Consider the following 23,754-nt stretch of genomic DNA (forward strand, 5'->3'; position numbering starts at 1 on the left):
TCCCTCCTTTAGAGTTCGTTGTTTTCCCGGAGTGGGTGCAGCAGCGTTTGCAACCGTTTCATCGCACGGTGTAAATGGATTTTCACTGTACCCTCTGCCATATTAAGGGTTTCCGCAACTTCTTTGATTTGGAGACCTTCATATCGATTTAAAATAAATACTGCTTTCTGTTTCGGGGAGAGTTGATCGACGGCTTCACGAATAATGCGTCCGAGCTCCTTCTCTTCCACTTCTTTTACAGGATTGCTGTATTGGTCGGTGGCTACAAGATTCTCTTCTGGAATTTCCAGATCCTCTAACGCATAGACAGGGTGACGCGCTTTCGCACGGTGATAGTCGATGACAAGATTGGCGGCTATTTTGTAAAGCCATGTTGAGAATTTAGCTTTCGGCTGCCAATTCTCCAACGCGCGATACGCCTTGAAGAAGACTTCGATAGTAATATCTTCAGCGTCTTCATAATTTCTTACCGAGCGCAGGAGATACGAGAAGATTTTCGATTTATAACGCTTCATCAACTCATCAAATGCGTTTTGGCGACCGGCTTGAAACTGGGCAACTAACATTTCATCATCAATCAACTTATCCATAATTCCCGACTTTCGATATCGGTTGGAAGTTTTGTCCGTATCAAAACAATGGACAAAATTGAACTATCGCTTCCTTAAACGGAAACGATGTAAATAAGTTTACAAAATTAGTGATTAATTTGTCAAGCAGCTTTTGACTTGATTTTCTAATACTATTGGTTTAAAATAAAACGAAGAATAGTTATTGATTTTCAGTATTTAACTGACATCTGACGGCTGATAACTAACTACTATATGGAGGTATTTTTTGTGGCACATACGCATACTGATTCTGAATTAAAACCTTTGGTCATTCCTGCTTCTGAGACAGCGGCGCGGATGGCACAAGCGGCAGGGAACTTCCTGGATACGCTCACACCACCCCTACGTCAGCAAGCAGCACTTCCGTTTGATGGAAACGAACGCTTCCGTTGGCACTACATCCCCATTGAGATGTGGGAACGCAAAGGTGTATCTCTCAAAGAGTTAAACGAGAAGCAACAGGAAGCAGCCTTCGCGCTTATGGAGAGCGGTTTGAGTGCAAAAGGCTATCAGAAGGCCCGCGCTATTATTAACTTAGAGACAACGCTCGGTGAGATTGAACGGGCTGCCGGTGAAGCCCGGCTCGTCCGTGATCCATCCTTATACTTCTTCACGGTCTTTGGTGATCCGACGGGGAACGGCGCGTGGGGATGGCGGGCTGAAGGACACCATGTCTCTCTCAACTTCACTGTTGTCAATCGTGAATTGGTTTCTCCTAACCCGTCTTTCTTCGGCTCAAATCCGGCTGAAGTGCCACAAGGGCAGAAAAAAGGACTCAGAGTCCTTTCGGCTGAGGAGGACATCGCACGTAAACTCCTTACAAGCCTAAATAATGCACAGAAGGCACAAACCATTATCAATGCAGACGCACCCTCCGATATTTTAACGCGCGATGTCCCTAAAGTTGAGTTTGAGGCTGTTGAGGGGTTAGCCGCGGAAGCTATGGAGACACAGCAGCGAGAACTGCTGATGGAACTTGTCCACGAATACATTGATCGGCTGCCTGATGAGATTGCTCAGATTGAGCGGCGCAAACTCCGCGAAGGGAACGTCAGCGATATCCATTTCGCATGGGCAGGGGATGAAGTACCGAAGACTCCGCACTATTATAGGCTACACGGGCCGTTCTTCTTTGTGGAATACGATAACACCCAGAACAATGCAAACCACATTCACTCTGTGTGGCGGCACATCGCAGACGATTTTGGTGTCGACCTGCTTCGGTTGCACTACCACAAATCTGACCATCACGATCATTAGGAAGCGGCTATCAGCAGTCAGGGCGGTTTCTCCGAAACCTTTCAGTAGTCAGCGAAAAGATCGTTGTGGCGGTTATGAACATTTGTCATTGCTACAACGTGTTACTGACCGCTGAAAGCCTGCGTAGCAGGCGACCTGACTGCTGACCGCTAATCACTAATCGCCTTCAAGTTCCCCCAGGTCGTCGTTAACTTGTCAGCGGCTTTGACAGCGAGTTCCTCACTGGTGAGAACGACTAAACCCGTATGTTCCGAGTTCTTTCCGAAGACAATAGAGTGAGTATACCAACCACTCCAGCCTTTCTGTCCGTCCTGTCCAGCACCTTTGTCGCCATCGTTGACACAAATACCCAGACCAAACTCTAATCCATCGCTAAATTTTTTGCCTTTCACTTGCAACTCTTCCGCCGTGAATCTGAGTTCGTAGTAGGTTTTCTTTTCTGTTTCGTCGCGGATAACGGCGATATCATCGCCGGGGACAATGCCGCCACCCCCCGGATTTTCATTGAGTGCGTTTGGGAGAATGTCCTTCCCTTTATCGTCTAAGCCGATATTGTACAGGAACATTTGATGTCCAGCAGTCCGTTTGCCACTCATTTCAAAGGCGAGTTGTGCACCATCACCGTTCCACGCAGGAGCGGCAGCGTGCTCATGCTCATCATCGGTGACAATCAGCGCAAGATAGACAGCACTAGCATCCCAAGTAATCATGAAGCAGGTCTCGTGATCATCGGGACCCGTCCATTTTCCACCATTATGTGTTTCAAAAACGTTTCCAGAGTATTCAACCCCACAAAAAGGTTTCCCATCCGTACCTGTGACGGCTTCAAGCATACCGTCCCATTCGTTAAGGTCTCCGTCAATTGTGACATCAATCCCTACCAGTGCATTATAGACATCGTGTGTTTTGCTGCGCCACTGGGCATCTGCTGTGATGTTTGTAAGCAGCGCGAATGCGGTTGTCAGTATCCAAATTTTGCCCATACGCGGCAAAATTTGTCTTTGCTTTACATTATTGTTCATTTTTCTTTCTCCTTGTTAGCGGTTACCAATAGTTCTGTCCGATACATCACCACCCAAACAAAAAATATACCGGTCGCTGCTTCCGATATACAACAATCCGTTGGCAACCGCAGGTGATGAATAGAATTCTATATTTCGTGTGACAGTTCTCGTATCAAACTCCCACTGCATCTCTCCGCTACCAGCAGAGAGGGCGTAGATATATCCATTTTTTGTCGCCGCATAGACGACTTCCGGCGTTACAGCCGGTGAGGAGACAACCGGTCCACCGAGATCCGTTTTCCAGTTAAGTTCCCCGTCCATTGCCCCAAGGCAATAGACATATCCATCGCGCGAACCAAAGATAACATAGCCATCTTGAACAGCGATCGCCGTGAGAACTGCGTCTTCCGCTTCGTGCTCCCATACGGTGTCCCCTGTTTCTACGTTAAGCGCGACGACTTTGCCCGCGGGTATGGGGGCACTCTCGGAGAAGTTTCCTCTTCCGAGTCCAAAAAAGACGATATCTTCGTATACACTCGGGCTTCCCCACACGGGATAAGGCATCTGTTTTGACCAAACTTCAGTGCCTGTCTCTGCATTGACCGCAAGAATCTGGTAACCATCATAGCCTGTCCCGAAATAGACTATTCCCTTATGCACAACGGGCGACATGTCAGCATGAACCCCACCGTAGTGCCAAATCTGTTGACCTTCTAAGGCATCAATGCAATAAACACCATCACCACCGGCTGTAAAATAAAGTTTCCCTTGACTGATAAATGGTGTTGACTCCACGTGACTCGCTGTTGCAAAGGACCAGATAAGATCACCAGTGTTTGCGTCAAGACACCGGAGATGACAATTGCTGTCTTGATGGTAGCCTTCCCCGATGTAGACTCTGCCGCCGGCAACGGCAGGGGGCGAGAAAATTGGGATACGCGAACTATGCCGCCAGACGACCTTCTGTGATTCCGTATCAATGCAGTACGTCGCACCGCCGAGAGAGAAAATCGAACCGTGTGAAGAACCTATATAAAGCCGATTTCCGACAACTGCTGGTGAGGAAGAGAAGTCAACCGCCATCGCCTCTTCGTCCCTGAACACCCATGCCAGTGTGCCGTGTGTTGGTCCCGGAAGTCCGTCTACGTGTCCTGTCCGATTTTTTTCACCTCGGAAAGTTGACCATGCTCTGCTAACGCTTGTGTTTCCTGCACTCGTGTTCTGGACATTTGCTTCAGGGGTGAGAGTTGTCCAATTTCGTGCCGTGTCAATCAATAAGTAAGTTCCCCAAACAAACCCAACCAGAATAACGACGCTGAAGATAGTCGCAGTAACCTTATGTGCAGCAGCAAAATCGCGGCACTTGTAAAAAAACATTTTAACTGTATCTCTGGCAAACACGAGTCCTGTCAGCAGTGCCACCCCAACGAAAGCAAGAATTTGCGGGACGATACTCAGCAACGCCGTCAGGGGTCCGAGAAGCTGCGGAATAACAGCGTAGGCAGGGCTTGCTGAGGCAAGAAAAACAAAAGAAAAGATTGCTGTTAGCAGCAACTTTGTATTCGCTTTCGATGGGCTATCGGCTTTCGGGGCGTTCCGCTGCGCTCCACTCTCAGCGGTTAGGAACTGACGGCTAACTACTGATTGCTGACGGCTGACGGCTGACAGCCCTTTTAATGCTGCTTTTCTCATTTGCATCTCCTTCCCTGTTACTTGGATTCTTCCATAAATCCGACAGCGAAATGCACTAAGTTCTCAAGCATCCGACGATTTTTAGCGATTTGCGCGCTCCTTTGGTTGTGAAGATTCGTGATGAGATACATCCCTTTTCCATATCTGAGTTTGGCGACGACAATCTCTTTTCCATTGTTAGTCGTTGCCAGTATCTGATATTTATCGTTCCATCCCCGCCATGAGTCATCGAGCGCGAGCTGCCCAGATCGGATGCGGTTGGGTGCCTTGAAAAGTTCACCTGCTTGGGAAGTCACTTTGAAATCGTTTCGGGTTGGGCTCTCCACACCCTTGAGCGGTTCAGGTAACCACCCGCTGCCACACGGACGATCGTCGTCGCTATCCTGTCCCGAAGCGATGACAATACCGCCGTTCTTCACGAATTCTCTAATCTGTCGTTCTTGTTTGTCGTTAAGCCGGTATCTGCCTTCAGAGAGCGCGCGAAAACCGAGCCACAGAATATCTGCTTCATCGAGGGTCGGCAGGTTCCGGTCAGTCGTCGCATGATAAACGAAACCGAAATCTGCTACGGCATCCAGTTCACCAATAGCACGCGGTTCCGACTCATACCGTTCTGTTTTCAGTAACAGAAGCTGAAGCGCATCTCCACTGAGCATTCTACGTAACTCATCTTGAAAATTCGGTGTTGAATCTCGCCTTGACACCTTGTCTCTATTGAGATATTTCTCAAAGTGTGTGAACAGCCACCAACCCCAGTCTTTATCTCTCGGTCTTGTGACTTGGGTTTGAAACCATTTTCCTCGCGTGTGTGCGATGCTGTCAATGCGCCTACCAGCTTTCAGATAGAAGACTATAATCGGTTCGCCTTCCCTCAGGAAACGGATAATTTCTTTTCTGTAGTCAGTTTCTCCTTTATAGACATCAAAACGCATCTTAATCTCTTGAAATTCACTTTTGCCCTTGAGATTTTCTTCGACCTTGATTTTTGCTGTCTTTCGTTCGGTGTTAACCTCACTGACGGTTCCGAAGACAACGTTTGTGCTTTCCGCAACGATTTGTCTGACGGTATACCGTTTTGCAATGTAGCCTTCCACAGATGCTTGTGTTAGTACGATAAGGCTTGTAACCAGCAGAAAGAAAAGGTAATAGGATTTGCGGACAGTGTATAGCTTGAAGGTTAACGTTGGTATCTGCATTGAAATTCTCCTGTATAATTCTGATGTTTTATGACAAGATGGCTTACAACTCCGCAAGTCAACGTTCCAAACGCATTAGTTGTGATCATTATTGCGCTTTCCCTCTGGCTGCAATCTCCCACACAGATTCGACAATACCATTACGAATGCCGTAATATCTGTCATGGAGGTTCACTGTAGTGCAACAGTGCGTTGGCAAAATTTCGAGTTTATCTCCCGGACTGAGAGAGACGTTTTCATCGGATACCTGTATCTTTCCGTGCTCTTCAGAGAGTCCGGTCATCTCTACACCCGTTACGCCAATAGGTTGCGGAATACCAAACTCTTTAGCAAGCACTTTCAAACCCGTATCGACGATAATCCGATCCGTGGAGGGGCGGCTCACAACAGTTGCCAGAACTGACAAAGCACGTTCAAAATGTTCGCCAATCCCTTCTACGTTTCCATAAGTAGAGTCCATCAAAACGTAAGAACCGGCTTGTACCTCTGTCATTTCAGGGATGCTACCCGTAATGTTGAAGGTGCCAGTCCCACCGCCACTCATGATGGATACTGCTACGCCGTGTTGTTCAAGGAAGGACTTTGTATCCACCAGAATTTGCATAGCCTCACGTGCAGCAGCGTTCCGTGCCGCTTTGTCGGGTTTCGCGACAGTATGTCCCTCGTATCCCATCAAGCCTTCAAATTCAACGTTTGGACTTTTGCGTATCAGTTCAGCCAGTGCCAATGCGGGTTCACCCGGTTCAACGCCGCAGCGATCCATGCCGATATTAACTTCCACTAACATCCTGACGTTAGCGTCTTTCGCCGCTGCTGCTTCAGAGATGGCTTGCACGTTCTCGGAATTATCAACTGCAACCATAATCTCCGAGTGCTTTGCGAGATTAATAAGGCGCGCAATCTTTTGGGTGCCAACAATTTGATTGGCGATGAGTACGTCTCGAATTCCTGCGTGAATCACCGCCTCTGCTTCACCTAACTTTGCGCACGTAACGCCAATCGCGCCCGCCGCAATCTGTTTGTGGGCGATAATCGGTGTTTTATGCGTTTTCAAGTGGGGTCTCAACTGTGCGTTCACCGTCGAAAAATAAGCCGCCATCGTCCGTATGTTGGCTTCCATTTTGTCTAAATCGATGAGTAGGGCAGGCGTATCCAGTTCCGTTTTGTGCATGCCGATAAAAGGCATTTTAAACGATTGCTCCTGGGCACTGCGTCCTACATCCTTGTGGTTTTCCTCTAAGTTCACTGCTTTTTTCATAAATCACCTAAAAAACTTCAAGAGTTCCATACTACTTTTCTTTAAAAGGAATCTGCAAGGACAACGTCCGCCGCAGCTCAGATTTAATCGTTAAAAAATCCTAAAGCTGCTTTACAGGGTTTGCTAAGGTGCCGAACCCGTCAATTTCTATTTTCACAAGGTCGCCTGCAGCGAGTGGCAGATCGTTCGGTACAATGATACCTGTCCCCGTCGAGACGACGGTGCCGAACGGAATCGGGTTATCCCGCATCAGGAATTCCGTGAGTTGTTCAAATTTCCAATTGATTTGGGAGGTGTTCACGCTACCTTCATAGATAACTTCATCGCCCCGCAGAACGGTACACGTCATATCCAGATTATACGGATCATCTACTTCAGAGGGTGTAACAAACATAGGACCGAGCGCACAACATCCATAAAAGACTTTGGATTGCGGTAGGTAGAGCGGATTGTCCCGTTCAATATCCCAGGCGGATACATCGTTGCAGAGCGTATATCCAATGATTTCGCCGTTGTCACCGAGGACGTAGGCGAGTTCAGGCTCGGTCGCGGTCAGCGCAGAGTCGCTCCGAATCCCGATAAAGCCGTTAGGACCTACGCAACGTGAGGGAGTCGCCTTGAAAAATATCTCAGGTCGATCGGCGTAGTAGACGCGACTGTAGATGTCCTGTTCACTGTCGTCGTCCCGCATATCCGCGCTCCGTTTGTAGGTGACACCGCATCCCCAGACTTCGGGGGAGTCGATCGGTGCTAAGAGGTGTGGAACATTTTCAGCAGGGGCAACATCTAATTTTTTTAATGTAAGTCCATCTGATTCCGTGGTTGCATTTTCTTCATCGGGATGTGCCTGAAGTCGTATAGGGGTCGGAGTCGCCACCTTTTCTTGGATGTCCGCGAGTATTACACCGAGGCTGACTTGCTCCCGATGGGCAAGTTCCAGTATCTCTAATACATTCGGTGAGTCTTCGCTTGTTACGTCAATGACTTCCTCTTCGCGGGTAACAATCCCAACCCGCTTGCCTAAGTTTGGTAGATGAAATTGGATGAGTTTCATTCTTTATTGTCCTTGCACAATGTTATTGATACTTTATGCCGCGTCAGCATTTAAAATGGAAGCGAAATACCAACGCGTTCAGCGACGCTTTTCAACTGTTCCTGATGTTCTTTGCCAACGGGGATGCCGATTTCAGCCCATTCCTGTTCGCGCGCCCATTCTAAGCCGCCAGGCAAATCTGATCGGTCATAACCCGGTGCCGGTCGCATCTGTCGAGCATCGTGGATATGTTGATCGATCTCTGCTTTATACTCGGCAATTGGGCGAAACCGAGAAATGTCAATTGCTGCGATAAAAGCACCTTGATTGGCACCCTCCCAGATTGTTGGCGGATCCGGCGGTTTATCGAATAGCCAGATACCTGCCATAAACCCACCGAGCGCATGACTCACATGACTCAACCCCAACATCTTGAAGAACGCAGCTGGACTCTGTTCGAACGCCGCTTCCAACGGCAGCTTGGTGTCAATGCCGGTTGCCATATCGACGACTATGGGCGGTTGGTTGCCCGCTGGCAGTGCAAAACTCATCGGCGAAGCACCCGTTGCAGTGGCAATTACGCTCTCAGAACTATGTCGAAAACGGTGGCAGGAGACCGCGAATCCGGCACAATCTGCTTCAAGCGCGAGCCGTGAATACTTGCCAGCACTCCCAAAGTGGAAGTGGTTCCGACTCGTTGCAGCACCCAATCCCATTTCTTTGGCTTTTTTGACGGCCTCCTTTGCAGCATGATACGAAGCAAAATGCCCCATACCACCATCGCCGTCATAGACTGCTGTTGTTGGGGATTCGTCAATGCAGCGGACATTTGGACGTGGATTTACTTTGCCGTCAAGCATCATCCCTACATATCCGGGCGTTTGGCGCGTGCCATGACTGAACACACCCCGCAGATCCGTGAGAACGAGCAGGTGTGCTATGTGCGCACCATCCGCTTCTGAGGTCCCAGCCTTCTGGAAGGCTTCACTGATGAAGTCTCGCATTGCATCCGGCATCACGCGGATAAATTCTTTTGGAACTACATTCATAATTTATTGAAACTCCAGTTGTGCCCACACTGCAGCATTCTTAACGACGGCATCGGGTGTGATTTGTGAAGAGAGCAGATGTCCTTGGGTCGAGCGGAGTGTCGGCTGTCTGGCATCTTGGTAACGAAAATCCAGACTCCATCGGACGTGTGCTGCCCGGTTTGGTAACCCGCGGTGAAACAGGAGATTACTGAAAATCACAACATCCCCTGGGTCAATCTCTATACGAACCGCAGCTGCTTCGACAGGTTTGATATAGTCGTCGTGGATACGTAGATAGTACTCGTCTTTTTCGTGTGGAACGACTCCCCATTTATGGCTTCCCGGAATAAATTCCATACACCCATTTTCAACATTGACTGGTACTAAGGGTGCCCAGATGTTCATCATCCGCAAGACATCCGCTGTCTCTGAAGTATAACCAGCATCCTGATGCCACAAAACTTCTGTACGTTTGTTCTCAGGCAATTTCGGACGCACGGAATAGTTTGGATACAATCGAATCTCTGGACCGAGGATCCTATGTGCAAGTTTAAGGAGGACAGGATGGGCGAACACACCGAAAAAGCCTTCTCGGTGCAGTTCTGGACGAAAGATAGTCGGATTTTCGTCTGGATAGTTTTCGTAGAGCAGCATCAGGCGGGTTTCAAATGGGGCATCACGATAGGTATTCATCAACTTACCTTGTGTATACCGTTGTGCCGCAAGTTCAGCGACTAATGCTTCACATTCGTCTTTGACCCCCGTAAGCACAACTGGCTCCAAAATACCCTGAAGAATACAGAAGCCGTTTTCATTGAAGTCCTTGATGACTGATTCCACTTTCATGTTCCATACCTTCTCTGTAGTATCTATAGGGTCATGAAGGCATCCTTTCTCGGTTCTAATTGTCAGCAGGCACTAAACCCGCCTTAACAAGAGCCGCGACGACTGTCTTTGCGGATTCTTCGATAGAGAGTTCTGCCGTATTCACTGTGACTTCCGGATCCAGAGGAGGTTCGTAGGGCGCACTGATACCTGTGAACTCCTGAATCTCCCCAGCGCGTGCTTTTTTGTATAAACCTTTCGTGTCGCGTGCTTCGCAGACTTCGAGTGGACAGTCAACGAAAACTTCGACAAATCTACCTTCCGCAATGAGTTCTCTTGCCGTGTCTCTATCGTCGCGATAAGGTGAGATGAAAGCAGTCATAACGATAGTACCTGCATCCGCAAAAAGTTTCGACACTTCGCCGATACGACGGATATTTTCCTCACGGTCCTCCGGTGAGAAGCCTAAGTTCTTGTTCAACCCATGTCGAACGTTGTCGCCATCTAAAACGTATGTATGGTGGTTCTGCTGGTGCAATACGTGTTCGACCGCGTTTGCTAAAGTCGATTTACCGGAACCCGAAAGTCCAGTGAACCAAATCACACAGCCTTTCTGATTCAGTAATTTTTCTCTGTCTTCTACCGTGACAATTGCTTCATGCCACGTGATGTTCGTTGATTTCTGTTGAGCCAATCGATTATTCCTCACATGTTAAAAAATCAAAAAATTGAGACATTCTAAACGTGCCTCCATAATTAGGTGTAATCCCTATACTATTATACGCGCGAATGCAGCTAATGTCAATATAAATAAAACCAAGAGTGTATAAATGTTTGGGTAGGCAATTGTTGAAGTCAGGAATTAACGCAAGTTGCCCAAATTTTACGCTACAAAGACCCGCAGAACTCTTATTTTTACCGATTTTCTGTAATGTGGATAACTCGGTTTATGGGGCTTTCCGCGTTTGAAAAATCAAGCGTCTGGATATGTCCACTTTGCCATTCTACCTTGATAGATTGGATTGTTTTTTCTGAACCTATACCAAAGTGAAGCATCCGCTCACTACCTGAAGCATAACTCCCACCGCACGTCCCTTCTCGGAATTGCGTTGTTTTCGCTGTCCGCACCCAGACTTTCGCACCAATGCCATCTCGGTTCCTTTTGGTTCCAACAAGCACAATTTTCACCCAATTATTTATTTTCGTCATTTGAGAGTCATTTCGTAGTAACACCGCGGATTCACTGTTGGATGTAACAAGAATATCCATCGCGCCATCGTTATTATAGTCACCGATGGCTGCACCGCGCCCAACAACTCGACGTTTGAAAAACGCACCAGCTGTCTCGGATACCTCCCTGAATTGTCCCAAACCGGTGTTTTCAAAGATCTGACATCTCTGTCTGTAGGAGAGCGACGGCGTAATTTCTGATACGTTGTCCCACACATGCCCATTTGCAACAAAGAGGTCGAGCGTGCCGTTGTTGTCCGCATCGAGAAACTTGGTCCCGAAACCGAGTTGTGAGAAACTCAGATCAGCCAATCCCGCTTCAAAGGTGGTCATCGTGTAGAAATCCCCGTCGTCATTGTGAAAAAGACTGTTGACTTCCAAGGAGAAGTTTGTAATAAAAAGATCGGACGCGCCGTCATTGTCGTAATCACCCGAAGCGATCCCCATACTTGCTGTCGCTCGACCTTCTGAATTGTAAGCAACTCCTGCTGTTAATGCAACATCTGTAAAAGTACCGTCCTTATTATTCCGATAGAGAAAATCTGGGACAGCGTCGTTGGCAACGAAAATATCAGGGTAACCGTCGTTGTTGTAGTCTGTAAAGAGTGTCCCTAACCCTTTACCGGCGTTGTGGAGTCCGGCGCGGGAAGTGGCATCTGTAAAAGTACCATCCCCATTATTCCAATAGAACGTGTCCCGAACTCCCGGATATTCGTGAGGACCGCAGTAGATATGCACGCCTTCCAGAAAACAGGCGTGCGCTGTTTCGAGTTGGTAATCCAGGTAGTTTACCACATAGAGGTCTAAATGTCCGTCAAGGTTGAAGTCTCCGAAGGACGCGCTAACGCTCCAGTTCCCATCTCCCACCCCTGCGTCCCATGTGACATCTGTGAAGGTACCATCACCATTGTTCCGATAAAGTTGGTTTGGACCGAAATTAGTAAGGTAGAGGTCGGCATCACCGTCATTGTCGTAATCTGCGGAGATGCAGCCCATACCGTATCCGTGATTGTGTTGAAGTCCCGCTGCGACTGTGGTATCAGTAAACATTCCATCACCGTTGTTCCGGTAGAGAACGTTCATTTCGTCAGGCTGCCTGCGAGGCTTGGAGTCGCGGTCAAGGGTGCCGCTGTTGACAAGGTAGATGTCGAGATGCCCATCGTTGTCGTAGTCAAAGAAGAGCCCACCGGCTCCCATCGTTTCGGGTAGATATTTATGTTGAGATGCCCCCTTGGTGTGTTTGAATTGGATACCGGCTTGTTGCGTCTGTTCAGTGAAGTGGATTCTATTTTCAGCTGCGGATAGCAAGATAGGAAAACTGATGGCAAGTATGAGAGTGGTGAGTAGAAGGGGATTTGTGTTAGCACCGAGCGAGAGATAACAGTAGTGCTTCAATTTTTTCCCTATATCTCGCATTGGTGATAATACAAATAAAGGCACCCAGCGAGTGGATGCCTTTAAATGTCTGTTCTATTTAGAATCCGCCTTTGAGCGAACCCCAAGTCGTCGTGAGTTTGTTTTGTGCTTCAACAGCCGTCTGTGGATCGGTTTCGTTGGCATCAAACTCGATATCTGTTGTCGCGAAGATTTTATCAATGTATGTGCCGTCTTCGCGATGCGCAATATGCAAGGTATGCTCTCCAGCAGTCAACTCCACTGGAACGGGATCATCGCCGTGCTGGACAAGTTCAGTGCCTTCAAACGGACCATCACGCGTATTCAGCCGGAACCAGACCCAATCGGTTGTATAGTTAACCCGGAGATCTGGTACTTCAAAGAAATCCCAGATGTTCATAGTCGCATCATTGGTAGAGGCAACATCACCATCAGCAGCATCGAATACCCAGTAACAGGAGTTGTCGCCAACTGACGGAGCAATAACGCGGCCCCAGAAATGCCAATCGTCTGCGTCGACTGAGAATTCATATTTTACCCAGTCGCCACCGTCATTGGTCGCACCATTGTGTGAACCGATGTAAGCACCACCGGATGCTTCTGTGACAGTGTAATCGTCTACACTTTCAGCAGCATTACCCGGGTGATCGGTTGGGACTGTAAAGACCTCAAATTTTGTGCCGTTTGAATCAGAAAAGTCTTCTGCTTCCCAACTGATATATTTTTGTGCAAATGCGGGAAGCGCGATAAGGCTTAAAACTGTCAATAAAACGATAGTTCGCATTAACAAACCTCCTTAGAAAAGTGGATTAAAGTCATTGTAGCACACTGAAAAGAAAAATGCTACTTTTTTATTTCTCAATCTCTCGTTTAAACTATTTACGTCGTCACTATGCTTTTGGATTCACATCAAAGCATCTTCAACGGGTTCGGGCAGTTCCACTGTACTCGGATCGACATCAATCGGATACTCAGTGCCGTAAGCTTCGACGAGTTCATCAAAAGTGACGTTGTCTACACGCTCAAGATCGTCCCCCGGATAGACAAGCCAAACGCCATAGCACCCGTCACAGCTGACCATATCTACATCGTCGTTTTCAATCGGAAACTGCGTCAAAGGGTTATTACAATCAGGGCAAGGCAGCATATACGTTCCTCCTTGTGGTTATCTCGGGCTAATGTTAGTCAGCTGCGGGGGCGAAAGTTTCCGGATTCTCCGCAGCAGCATCGTAGTCGTCAATCAGTTGTGTAATGACCGGGTTATCGCCGCAAAGCGGACAATTTTCATCTCGGTTAATTTTCATCTCGCGGTACGTCATACCCAATGCATCATAGAGAACGAGCCTGCCGATAAGAGGTTCGCCGATACCGAGGATGTATTTAATCGCTTCGGTTGCCATCATGACACCAATTACGCCTGGGAGCACGCCCAGGACACCAGCCTCGCTTCAGCTCGGCACCATGCCCGGTGGCGGCGGGGTCGGATACATGCATCGGTAGCAAGGTCCCTCGTGCGGTTTAAAGAGCGTGACCTGGCCTTCAAATTGAAAAATACTACCGTGAACGATTGGTTTGTTTAGCAGCACAGCTGCATCATTAACAAGGTAGCGGGTGGCGAAGTTATCGCATCCATCCACAATCAGGTCGTATTCCGAGAAAATCTCTTCAACATTATCAGCAGTCAGACGGAGGTTATACGGTGTAATGTCGATGTCCGGATTCAGCGACTTAATCGTTGTTGTCGCTGATTGCACCTTCGGGGTGCCGACGGATTCTGTACGATGAAGTATCTGACGTTGAAGGTTGCTCAGTTCTACAACATCGGAATCAATAATACCGAGGTGACCCACACCTGCAGCACCCAGATACACACCCGCCGGTGAACCCAAGCCGCCTGCTCCAACCATTAAAACTTTAGCATCAAGGAGCTTCGCTTGTCCCTGTTCTCCGACTTCTGTCAGCATAAAGTGTCGGCTGTAACGATCGAGTTGATCGTGCGACATCGGTTTGTCTTGAGCAGTCGGGAAACCCGCAGTCATCCAATCCCGGTATCCCCCCGCAAGAGAGACGGTATCGGTATATCCCATCTCGCGGAGCGATTTGGCAGCGAGAAGGGAACGAAGTCCTGCCGCACAGTAGACAACGACCTTTTGGTCCCGGTCGGGAATATAATTTTCAACCGAAAATTCGAGCATCCCGCGTGTGACATGGACAGCGTTGGGGATATAACCGGCACGATATTCATCTTCATCGCGAACGTCCAGCAGTACGAAATCGCTGTCTTGGTCCTGTTCGGCTTTTACTTCGTCGACTGTTACTTCTGGTATTTCTGTTTTGGCTTCCTCAACGATTTGCCTGTAGGATTTCATAAAATTTTTCTCCTGAGGAGAAGGAATATGAAGGTCAAGGTTCATATTCTGGCTCTATAAATTTTTAGTTTTTGGCATTTCCAAAATTATATCACAACTGCGTGATATTGTCAATTTTTAAATTTTAGGACTTACACAGAATCCTCTTTTGTCAGATCTCACTTCAGACCTCAACGCAAAACGATTGAACAAGGCACTTTTTTACTTGACAAAGGTTAGCAAATATACTATAATTATATTATACCTACTTTCAAAGGAGGATGGACGCTGCAAATCTGTCAAAACTGAATACCTGATTAACACCCACAATCTTCACCGACAAAATGTTACACTTTTCGCCAAATTATTTTTTTTACGGGAAAAAATAAAACGCTAACAAACCCTTATGGAGACTGGGTTCTCTAACGTTACATACGACACACCAAATGTTACACTGGTGTAACATTTTTAAGGTGGATTTCTGAAAAATATACCATTAAGTTAATATCATATTCACCTCCGTATAATCTTGCAAATCCTCCAATCCTGCCCATTCTGATTTGCGGCGTACTCGCCTAAATGCGACGTGCATTCTGACAATCCACTGCCAAAATATTTACACACCCAAAATTAACTAAAAAATTGACACACAAGTTGTGGATATGCTAAAATGGATGTGGACATGGACAATAGGCCCAACAGATTAAGGCATTATCTCTAACGGCTGACCCATAGCATCAGAGAAGAAGGGGTATCAATGTTGTATACAAATCCTTTTCAACAACCCGGGCAGTGGTATCGCGGGAATACACATAGCCACAGTACAGAATCCGATGGACAACTTTCGATCGGAGATCGGTTTGCTGCATATCGGGACGCAGGCTATGATTTCCTCGTGCTAACCGACCACCGCAAGGTTAACGATGTACAGGCTTACACCACACCGGACTTTTTGGCAATATCAGGGAGCGAAGTGCATCCTGATAATCCCTATGGTGGTGATACCTACCACTTCGTCGCCATTAACATACACGAACGCATAAACTGCTCGGAAATGCATCCAAACGCAGTGCTTGATGACATTAAGGCACAAGGGGGTGAAGCAGTTTTGTGTCACCCTTATTGGTCAGGACATACCATTTTAGATTATCTGCCGTTGCGGGAATATTTCGCTATTGAAGTCTACAACGACAGTTGTGTGGGCATCGGCAAAGAATTTTCAGAACAAGCATGGGATGATTTGTTGGATAGAGGCGGACCTGTTCTCGGTATCGCTGCTGATGATTCGCACGGGACAGAAGATGATTGCTTTCACGGATGGATTATGGTCAAGGCGGAAGAATTGACGCTTGAGAGCATCATGGAATCGCTTCGGACTGGGGCGTTCTATTCTACACTCGGACCTGAAATCAAGGACCTGACGTTAGATGGAAAAGAATTAACCGTCAAATGTTCGGAAGCACAATCGATTGTTTTTAAAGCGCAGTGCAGTCGTGGGAAGCGGGTCCTACCATCTGAAGGTGAACGCTTGACCGAGGCGACCTATAGCATTCCAGAAAGTGTGAAATACGTTCGCGTTGAAATAACCGACGAAACCGGCAAGAAAGCTTGGTCGAACCCCTTCTTTTTCTAAGCGAGTATCTTGGCAGATAAGATTGCCTTTCTACGGGTGTTCCGATTCAATAATAGGACTTACGCACTCCCCCGGTAGGTGCGGTTTCCTAACCGCACCGATTGCGACAAGATAGACTGAATTCTCTGATTTTGCGTAAGCCCTGTCAATAACTTAGAAAATCATGAGAGAAGAAGGAGCAGCAATGTTCAATACAAATCCTTTTCAACAACCCGGGCAGTGGTATCGCGGGAATACACATAGCCACAGTACAGAATCCGATGGACAACTTTCCGTCTCAGATCGGTTCGCTGCATACCGGGACGCAGGCTACGATTTCCTCGTGCTAACTGATCACCGCAAGGTTAACGATGTAGGGGCTTACACAACATCCGATTTTTTGGCAATATCGGGGAGCGAGGTGCATCCTGAAAATCCTTATGGCGGTGGGACGTACCACATCGTCGCTATTAATATACATGAACGCATAAACTGCGCGAAGATGCACCCGAACGCAGTAATTGATGATATTAAGTCACAGGGTGGTGAAGCGGTTTTGTGTCATCCGTATTGGTGTGGACATACGATCCTGGATTATCTGCCGTTGCACGGTTATTTCGCCGTTGAAGTCTATAATGACACCTGTATGGGTATCGGCAAAGGGTTTTCAGAACAGGCGTGGGACGATTTACTGGATAGGGGTGGACCTGTTCTCGGTATCGCTGCCGATGACGCACACGGGACAGAACACGACTGCTTCCACGGATGGATTATGGTCAAAGCGGAAGAACTGACGCTTGATGGCATCATGGAATCGCTTCGGACGGGCGCGTTCTATTCTACGCTTGGACCCGAAATCAAGGACCTGACGTTAGATGGAAAAGAGTTGACCGTCAAATGTTCGGAAGCACAATCAATTGTTTTTAAAGCGCAGTGCAGTCGTGGCAAGCGAGTTCTACCGGCTGAAGGTGAACGCTTGACCGAGGCGACCTACAGTATTCCGGAAAGTGTGAAATACGTTCGCGTTGAAATAACCGACGAAACGGGTAAGAAGGCCTGGTCAAACCCTTTCTTTTTCTAAGGTAACATCTTGACGTTTCTCGTCGCCTTTTTCGCGGGTGCATCCGATGCAAAACATTCTGGTCTGCCAAACAGGGGGATGGATCGGCGATATGGTGCTGCTGACTCCCGCGTTGCGCGCCCTGAAACGTACATATCTTGAATCTAATCTGACACTTCTCTTGCGACCGCGCGTGGCAGATTTAATGCAAACGCACCCTTATGTTGACACCTGCCTCGTTGATAACAAAACAGAAGGCCGCTATCGATCCGTTAGGAACCTTGTGCGCCAACTACGGGATAGCGTATTTGACATTGCCGTTGTACTGCATCCGACCTCATTCCGAAACGCGCTCCTACCGTTCCTTGCACGCGTTCCAATACGTGTTGGAACAAATGTCAGTGGACGTGGGATGCTGCTAACAGGGTCTTGTAAAGACGACACAGGGGTACATGAAGTCCACCGATACCTACACGTTCTAAAACTGCTCAATATTGACACTGCGCCATCTTCTTTGGAGTTTTGGCATACAGATGCAGATCGACAGTTTGTTGAACGTCTCTTACGTGCTGAAGGTATATTGCCGGAGAACCGCATTGTCGCTCTCAATTTAGGCACTACATGGGCAACGAAACGATGGGATGTAACGAACTTTGCCGATCTTATCCAGCAAATTGTCCGTTTGCTACCGAAAATTAAAGTCGTGTTAGTCGGTTCGTCTGAAGAAGTGGAACTTGCGGAATCCCTTCCGGCTTCGTTATCGGTTATTAATTTCGTCGGGAAAACAGGGATTCTCCAACTGGGTGCGTTGTTGGAAAGATGCGAAGTGTGTGTAACTTGTGATAGCGGTCCGATGCACATTGCTGCAGCAGTTGGCACCCCAACGCTGGCACTCTTCGGTCCAACGAGCCCGACGCGCCATCAACCTTACGGAACAGGGCATACCGTTATTGAGAAACTTGTCTCTTGTCGTCCGTGTTACAAACAGATATGTCATCGACAGGATGCACCGCATCTCTGCATGAAAGAAATAGGCACTGCTGAGGTTCTGAAAGCATTGGAGATTAAGTTACGTCAGAAAACGGACGCTGCTTAAATTAAATAGGACTTGCGCAGACAGGCGATGGATCGCCTTACTACCAACAGATACACTTTTATAAGGACGTGTGTTTCAAAAGCTGCATAGTTCGTAGTAGCGCAATTTATTGCGCGTTGCGTAAGTCCTGTTAAATATGAAACGTAGAAAAAAGGAGAGTGAATGAGAAATATCCGCGCATTGGTATTTGATTTCGGCGGGACTTTAGATGGAAACGGTATCCATTGGTTAGAACGGACCTACCTGTTCATCCGTAAGCACTGCCCAGAAATTACACGTGAGGCATTCGACGAGGCAGATAAAGCGACAATAACAGAATTCTTTCTCGGTGATCCTTCTCACGAGTGGTCTTACCAAGACGGTTCGATGCTGCCCGTAGGTGCGGTCGCGTCTGAGCATGCGGCGCGCTGTAATTTGCGAGAAACTGCCGACGCGATTGCTTCGGGAATTTATAGGCGATTAGGGCTAAGCAAGCAGATGAAAGATGAGTATGTTGACTGGTTCTGTGCAGGGGCTGCCGAGAGACTCGCGGAAAATCGGCGATGGCTTAAAACGCTTCATGACACCTATCAACTCGCTGTAATTAGCAATAACTTTGGGAATACACAAGGCTGGTGTGACGACTATGGACTTTCCCCACTGTTTGGGGCGATTATAGATTCTACGGTTTTGGGGATAGCGAAGCCAGATGTTCGTATCTTTGAAGCAGCTTTGTCCAAGTTGAACGTGGCACCGAACCAAGCGATTTATGTTGGGGATAGTTACGCTGCGGATATGGTCGGCGGGAAGAACGCAGGTATGTGGACTGCGTGGCTTATCGGTGATGCGGACAAAACGTGTCCGGACCCATCTATGGTTGATGTCAAGCTCTCGCACCTACACGAGTTGACCGATTTTTTGGATGCGTCGTAAAATTTTGAGTGGAAGTGGGCAGACGTTTCATTCTGCCCATCAACCCAAGTGGCGAATATAAAAACTCGTCGCTACATTTCTCGGTGGAGACCGATAACTTTACCGAGTATTATCACCTCATTAATGTTAAAAATACTCGGTTCAATGGCAGGATTTTCCGGTTGTAACCGGACTTGGTCACCATCAATAAAGAAACGTTTTACGGTTGCTTCGTCTTCAACCATAGCGACAACGATATCGCCCGGATCTGCATCCGATTGTCTCTTAACGATAACATAATCACCTTCTAAGATACCGACCCCGATCATACTTGAACCGATGATCCGGAGGGCGAAGCATTCATAGTTATTTACCATACGCGTCGGAATAGGAAGGGTGCCTTCAATATTTTGTGAAGCGAGAAGAGGTGTTCCTGCCGCTACACGTCCAAAAATCGGGATTTCTATAATATCCCGTTCTGCTTCTGTCAGAATCGGATTCGCGCTCTGTTCTTCAAGCCATTTACTGGTCTCGATTTTAGGTTGTGCTTCCTTCAAAACGGAAATCGCACGCGGTTTACCTTCTTCGCGTCCAATATACTTCTTTTTCTCAAGCGCGTTGAGGTGGTCATGTGCCGCCTTTTCTGAAAAACCGAATTGGCTGCCAATCTCACGAATGGTTGGCGGATAACCGTTCTTAATACATCGCTGGATGAAATTAAAAATCTCGCGCTGCCTTTTGGTCAGGTTCTTTGCCATGAGTAAATCTCCTTTAACTCATGATAAGTGTTGGTTAATATACGTATATTATACTATATGCAGGTTAAGAAAGCAAGAAAAAATTGAATATTTTATGTTAACTTGCATAAATCAGTTCCACAAAAGTGAAACCGAACAGGGTTGCTAACGTCTTAATTGAAGGGAAAAATTTAGAAATGGAAAGTCCAACACTCTTTACATCCTTTTTTACGCATAGCCATCTTATCGTTGAGAAGTCCCCACCCCTCTCTACTGTCTTGCATCGCTTATGTATTGTGTTTGTCCTGTTCGTCACAAGTACGAGTTTCGGATTGGCACAAGAGAAAGTAGAGAAAGTAAAACTTGATGCTGTCGTCAAGAACTTCACGCTCAAAGACGCTACGGGGACCCCGCACACTTTATACAAATTGAGCGAGGAAAAATCTGCTACTGTCGTTCTGTTTCTCGCTACGCAATGTCCAATAGTGACCGATTATGCGGAACGGATTGTCACTTTGGCTAAGACTTATGGCGAAAAAAATGTGCAGTTTATCGGTATCAATTCAAACAGACAAGAGAAGGTTAAAGAGATTTTGGAATATAGTGAGAAGCACAAATTTGAATTCACTGTACTAAAGGACCCAGAGAACGATATTGCGGACTATTTTGGAGCCAGAAGAACGCCTGAGATATTTCTGATCGATGCAAAACGTGCCCTCCGTTACATGGGAGCAATTGACAACAGCCCCAAAGAACCCACGAAGCACTATCTCCAGAACGCCTTAGATTTAGTGATTGCTGGAGAAAATATTTCCAAGGAATCCAAAAGGACCAGAGCGGTGGGTTGTACCATTAAGCGCGTGCGGAAAACCAGTGTGGATAGAACGCCGTAAATACTCGTCCATAGCCTCGTTCTCTGTTGAACATCACCGTGGAGGTGAAAAAACAAAATGCTTCGATTCTTATACCATTGTTTTCAAGCAGTCCTAAGCCTGTTTTGGGTGGTGTGTATTCTTGTATTTATAGCGATCTTCGCCGGAATCGGGTTTGTGGGTGGTATTTTCTTCGCGTGTTGGGAAGATGTGCGCGGCATCGATCTCGATCGGCTTGAATATAATGTGGATACCGAAACATGGCGGCAACACTTAGAGGTTTATTCTTCGGTCTGCGAAGTACGAAAAGCGGATAAAATTGCATTTTTGGTTGATAAATTGAACCGGCTGGAATATAAACGGGTTGCTGAAATTATTCCAAAATTGAGCGAACCGGGTGAGTACGCCGAGACCGTGGATACTAAAGGGAACCGCACCCTACGTATCCACCTGCGGGATTTTGAATATCCGCATCTTGACGTAGAAGCAGGACATGTTCAAATTTCGGTTCGGGACGGAAGAATAACCGACATTCGCAGTGGTGATGGTGCTGTGCGCAAGAATTTTTATCTTCAACCGGAGATGATAGCCGAATTCGCTGATGATGAAGGTTCTACGCGACGTTTGATTCCGCTCCTTCAGATGCCTACGAAATTGACAGGGGCATTCATTGCTATTGAGGATCACCGTTTTTCCAACCACTGGGGAATTGATATTATACGCCTCACCGGGGCAGTGAAGAATACCGTTGTGCACGGCAGCCGATTGGCTGGGACAAGCACGCTAACGCAGCAGTTAGCGCGAAATATTTACCTGTTTAATCAGAGATCTAAAAGAAGCGTCGTCCGCAAAACGAGAGAAATTCTCCTCGCTGTGAGGATTGAAAAGGTTTTCTCTAAAGATGAAATTTTAGAGCGTTACCTGAATCATGTAGACTTAGGTAGATCGAGATATGGCGGCAAAACTTTTTACGGTGTTCAGCAAGCAGCTCTCGGATATTTTGGGAAAGAGGTGTCAGAACTCAGCTACCACGAATGTGCCTTGCTCGCAGCCCTTCCCAAAGGGCCTTTCGCCTTTTCGCCGTTTTCCAATCCCCATGATGCTAAGTATCGGCGTGATGTCGTCCTTGACAGAATGTTGGCTGAAGAATACATTCCAGCATCTGAGTGGCTTGCCAGTCGAAATGCTCCCTTACTTCCACAAAATCTGGATGAGAATCGGACCAGAATTATCGCAAAGGAGGCGGGGCACTTCCTTGAGTATATCCGCGAAGAACTCGTCCGGCTCCCAGAACTTAAAGACAAGTTGTATAGTGACGGTCTAAAGGTTTACACGACTATAGATATGTCTATGCAAGCCGTCGCTGAACGAGAAGTCGCAAAGCATCTCCGCTACATGGATGGCACGTACGGCCCAAGAAGCCTACCGAATTATGATACGAATAAACGGAATCTGCACGGTATTGATCCGATTAATAGTTATTTGCAAGCTGCACTGATTGCGTTTGAACCGAAGACTGGACATGTTAAAGCGATGGTAGGTGGACGCGATTACAATATCACCAAGACGGAGATTAATTACTACAATCGCGCGATTGGAAGCGCAAGGCGGCAACCTGGATCTGCCTTTAAACCGATTGTTTTCGCTGCTTTATTGGAAGATCCGTCCATCATAACGCCAGCAACAGTCATCTCTGATAAAAGATGGGGGATCGTTCCCTTCCCCGGACAGAAGACGTGGTATCCGCGGAATTATAGCGAAAGATTTAGAGGGAACGTCACGATGCGCGATGTACTAACGCGATCGATTAACGTGCCGACAGCGAAAGCCGTTTTGGAGACACCAATAGGCGACAACGGTATTTGGGAAGGGATAAATCGCGTCGTCGATTTAACGAAACGTATGGGTGTTGAGAGTCCAATGGACCCCAAACCTGCGCTCACTTTAGGCGCGTCCGGCATGACAGTCCTTGAGTTAACCTCAGCGTATGGCATCTTTGCAAACGGCGGAATCCACACGAAACCGGTACATATTCAATATATCCTTGATACAACGGGAACCGTAATCTATCCGTCCGAAGACCATCAGGTCGAACGCGCCCGTGTTTTAGATGAAAAGATCGCGTATCAGATTACTTCGTCTTTAGAGAATGTAATTCAAAACGGAACGGGTAGACGTGCAGGACGGATGGGGCTTACCCGACCGGCAGCCGGTAAGACGGGAACTACTAATGATAACGTGGACGCATGGTTCGTCGGTTATACCGCTGATTTGGTCGTCGGTGTTTGGGTCGGATTTGATAAAAATCGCTCAAGTCGTCGCAATTACAATCAGGAAGGCGCGAAAGCAGCGCTGCCAATCTGGGCACAATTTGTAATTGATTCAGCACGCGGACCCCATGAGGAATTTCCGGTGCCTGAGGGCATTGTCTTCCGCGACATTGATAAGAAGAGCGGACTTCTTAAAAGGGTAGATTGCCCCGAGGAGAACATTCACACAGAGCCGTTTATTGAAGGACAGGAACCCCAAAAACTTTGTAATTTGCAGCATTAGAAGATACATCTCTCTACACATTTTTGGCAAGATATGGTATACTATATAAA

The 23,754-nt window shown here is 47.4% G+C and carries 21 protein-coding genes; 7 read left to right on the top strand and 14 right to left on the bottom strand.

Annotated features, from left to right (window positions below):
- Positions 1-8 precede the first annotated feature (8 nt).
- Complete coding sequence (locus OXN25_18995) at positions 9-590, bottom strand: sigma-70 family RNA polymerase sigma factor (protein MDE0426944.1); 582 nt, start codon at positions 588-590, stop codon at positions 9-11.
- Positions 591-839: 249 nt separating this feature from the next.
- On the opposite strand from OXN25_18995, the gene OXN25_19000 reads away from it, so the two are divergent.
- Positions 840-1,871, top strand: coding sequence for a DUF3500 domain-containing protein (locus OXN25_19000; protein MDE0426945.1), 1,032 nt, complete (start codon positions 840-842; stop codon positions 1,869-1,871).
- Positions 1,872-2,020: 149 nt separating this feature from the next.
- On the opposite strand, the gene OXN25_19005 is transcribed toward OXN25_19000, so the two are convergent.
- The 12 genes from OXN25_19005 to moeB all read right to left on the bottom strand — a co-directional run bounded on the left by OXN25_19005 (position 2,021) and on the right by moeB (position 14,904).
- Entirely contained in the window at positions 2,021-2,893 is an 873-nt protein-coding gene (locus OXN25_19005; protein MDE0426946.1) for a hypothetical protein, read from the bottom strand.
- Positions 2,894-2,908: 15 nt separating this feature from the next.
- On the bottom strand, positions 2,909-4,567 hold the full coding sequence (locus OXN25_19010; protein MDE0426947.1) for a PQQ-binding-like beta-propeller repeat protein: 1,659 nt from the start codon (positions 4,565-4,567) through the stop codon (positions 2,909-2,911).
- Between the two features lie 17 nt (positions 4,568-4,584).
- Positions 4,585-5,763: a hypothetical protein gene (locus OXN25_19015; GenBank protein ID MDE0426948.1), complete on the bottom strand. Its 1,179-nt coding sequence runs from the start codon at positions 5,761-5,763 to the stop codon at positions 4,585-4,587.
- An 88-nt stretch (positions 5,764-5,851) separates the two neighbouring features.
- A complete protein-coding gene (locus tag OXN25_19020) occupies positions 5,852-7,021 on the bottom strand; it encodes a DSD1 family PLP-dependent enzyme (protein MDE0426949.1) in 1,170 nt (389 codons plus the stop codon).
- Positions 7,022-7,121: 100 nt separating this feature from the next.
- A complete protein-coding gene (locus OXN25_19025; protein ID MDE0426950.1) occupies positions 7,122-8,075 on the bottom strand; it encodes a fumarylacetoacetate hydrolase family protein in 954 nt (317 codons plus the stop codon).
- 50 nt (positions 8,076-8,125) lie between these two features.
- Positions 8,126-9,103, bottom strand: coding sequence for an Ldh family oxidoreductase (locus OXN25_19030; protein MDE0426951.1), 978 nt, complete (start codon positions 9,101-9,103; stop codon positions 8,126-8,128).
- A gap of 3 nt (positions 9,104-9,106) precedes the next feature.
- Positions 9,107-9,931 carry a phytanoyl-CoA dioxygenase family protein gene (locus tag OXN25_19035; protein ID MDE0426952.1) on the bottom strand — a complete coding sequence of 275 codons (825 nt, stop codon included), beginning with the start codon at positions 9,929-9,931 and terminating at the stop codon, positions 9,107-9,109.
- Between the two features lie 55 nt (positions 9,932-9,986).
- Complete coding sequence (cysC, locus tag OXN25_19040) at positions 9,987-10,604, bottom strand: adenylyl-sulfate kinase (protein MDE0426953.1); 618 nt, start codon at positions 10,602-10,604, stop codon at positions 9,987-9,989.
- A 221-nt stretch (positions 10,605-10,825) separates the two neighbouring features.
- Positions 10,826-12,535, bottom strand: coding sequence for a CRTAC1 family protein (locus tag OXN25_19045; GenBank protein ID MDE0426954.1), 1,710 nt, complete (start codon positions 12,533-12,535; stop codon positions 10,826-10,828).
- Between the two features lie 79 nt (positions 12,536-12,614).
- A complete protein-coding gene (locus OXN25_19050) occupies positions 12,615-13,319 on the bottom strand; it encodes a hypothetical protein (protein MDE0426955.1) in 705 nt (234 codons plus the stop codon).
- Positions 13,320-13,439: 120 nt separating this feature from the next.
- A complete protein-coding gene (locus OXN25_19055) occupies positions 13,440-13,682 on the bottom strand; it encodes a zf-TFIIB domain-containing protein (protein ID MDE0426956.1) in 243 nt (80 codons plus the stop codon).
- Positions 13,683-13,716: 34 nt separating this feature from the next.
- On the bottom strand, positions 13,717-14,904 hold the full coding sequence (gene moeB / locus OXN25_19060) for a molybdopterin-synthase adenylyltransferase MoeB (GenBank protein ID MDE0426957.1): 1,188 nt from the start codon (positions 14,902-14,904) through the stop codon (positions 13,717-13,719).
- A 736-nt stretch (positions 14,905-15,640) separates the two neighbouring features.
- On the opposite strand from moeB, the gene OXN25_19065 reads away from it, so the two are divergent.
- The 4 genes from OXN25_19065 to OXN25_19080 all read left to right on the top strand — a co-directional run bounded on the left by OXN25_19065 (position 15,641) and on the right by OXN25_19080 (position 19,563).
- Positions 15,641-16,516 (top strand): CehA/McbA family metallohydrolase, encoded by an 876-nt coding sequence (locus tag OXN25_19065; GenBank protein ID MDE0426958.1) that lies wholly within the window; start codon positions 15,641-15,643, stop codon positions 16,514-16,516.
- A 184-nt stretch (positions 16,517-16,700) separates the two neighbouring features.
- Positions 16,701-17,576 (top strand): CehA/McbA family metallohydrolase, encoded by an 876-nt coding sequence (locus tag OXN25_19070; protein MDE0426959.1) that lies wholly within the window; start codon positions 16,701-16,703, stop codon positions 17,574-17,576.
- A 46-nt stretch (positions 17,577-17,622) separates the two neighbouring features.
- Positions 17,623-18,651: a lipopolysaccharide heptosyltransferase II gene (gene waaF / locus OXN25_19075; protein MDE0426960.1), complete on the top strand. Its 1,029-nt coding sequence runs from the start codon at positions 17,623-17,625 to the stop codon at positions 18,649-18,651.
- A gap of 162 nt (positions 18,652-18,813) precedes the next feature.
- Complete coding sequence (locus tag OXN25_19080) at positions 18,814-19,563, top strand: HAD family hydrolase (protein MDE0426961.1); 750 nt, start codon at positions 18,814-18,816, stop codon at positions 19,561-19,563.
- Between the two features lie 71 nt (positions 19,564-19,634).
- On the opposite strand, the gene lexA is transcribed toward OXN25_19080, so the two are convergent.
- Positions 19,635-20,300 (bottom strand): transcriptional repressor LexA, encoded by a 666-nt coding sequence (gene lexA, locus OXN25_19085; protein ID MDE0426962.1) that lies wholly within the window; start codon positions 20,298-20,300, stop codon positions 19,635-19,637.
- A gap of 176 nt (positions 20,301-20,476) precedes the next feature.
- On the opposite strand from lexA, the gene OXN25_19090 reads away from it, so the two are divergent.
- Together OXN25_19090 and OXN25_19095 are read left to right on the top strand one after the other, a co-directional pair.
- Positions 20,477-21,172: a redoxin domain-containing protein gene (locus tag OXN25_19090; protein MDE0426963.1), complete on the top strand. Its 696-nt coding sequence runs from the start codon at positions 20,477-20,479 to the stop codon at positions 21,170-21,172.
- A gap of 57 nt (positions 21,173-21,229) precedes the next feature.
- On the top strand, positions 21,230-23,704 hold the full coding sequence (locus OXN25_19095) for a PBP1A family penicillin-binding protein (protein ID MDE0426964.1): 2,475 nt from the start codon (positions 21,230-21,232) through the stop codon (positions 23,702-23,704).
- Positions 23,705-23,754 lie beyond the last annotated feature (50 nt).

It is taken from the genome of Candidatus Poribacteria bacterium (assembly GCA_028820845.1).
In the GTDB taxonomy this organism is placed as follows: domain Bacteria; phylum Poribacteria; class WGA-4E; order WGA-4E; family WGA-3G; genus WGA-3G.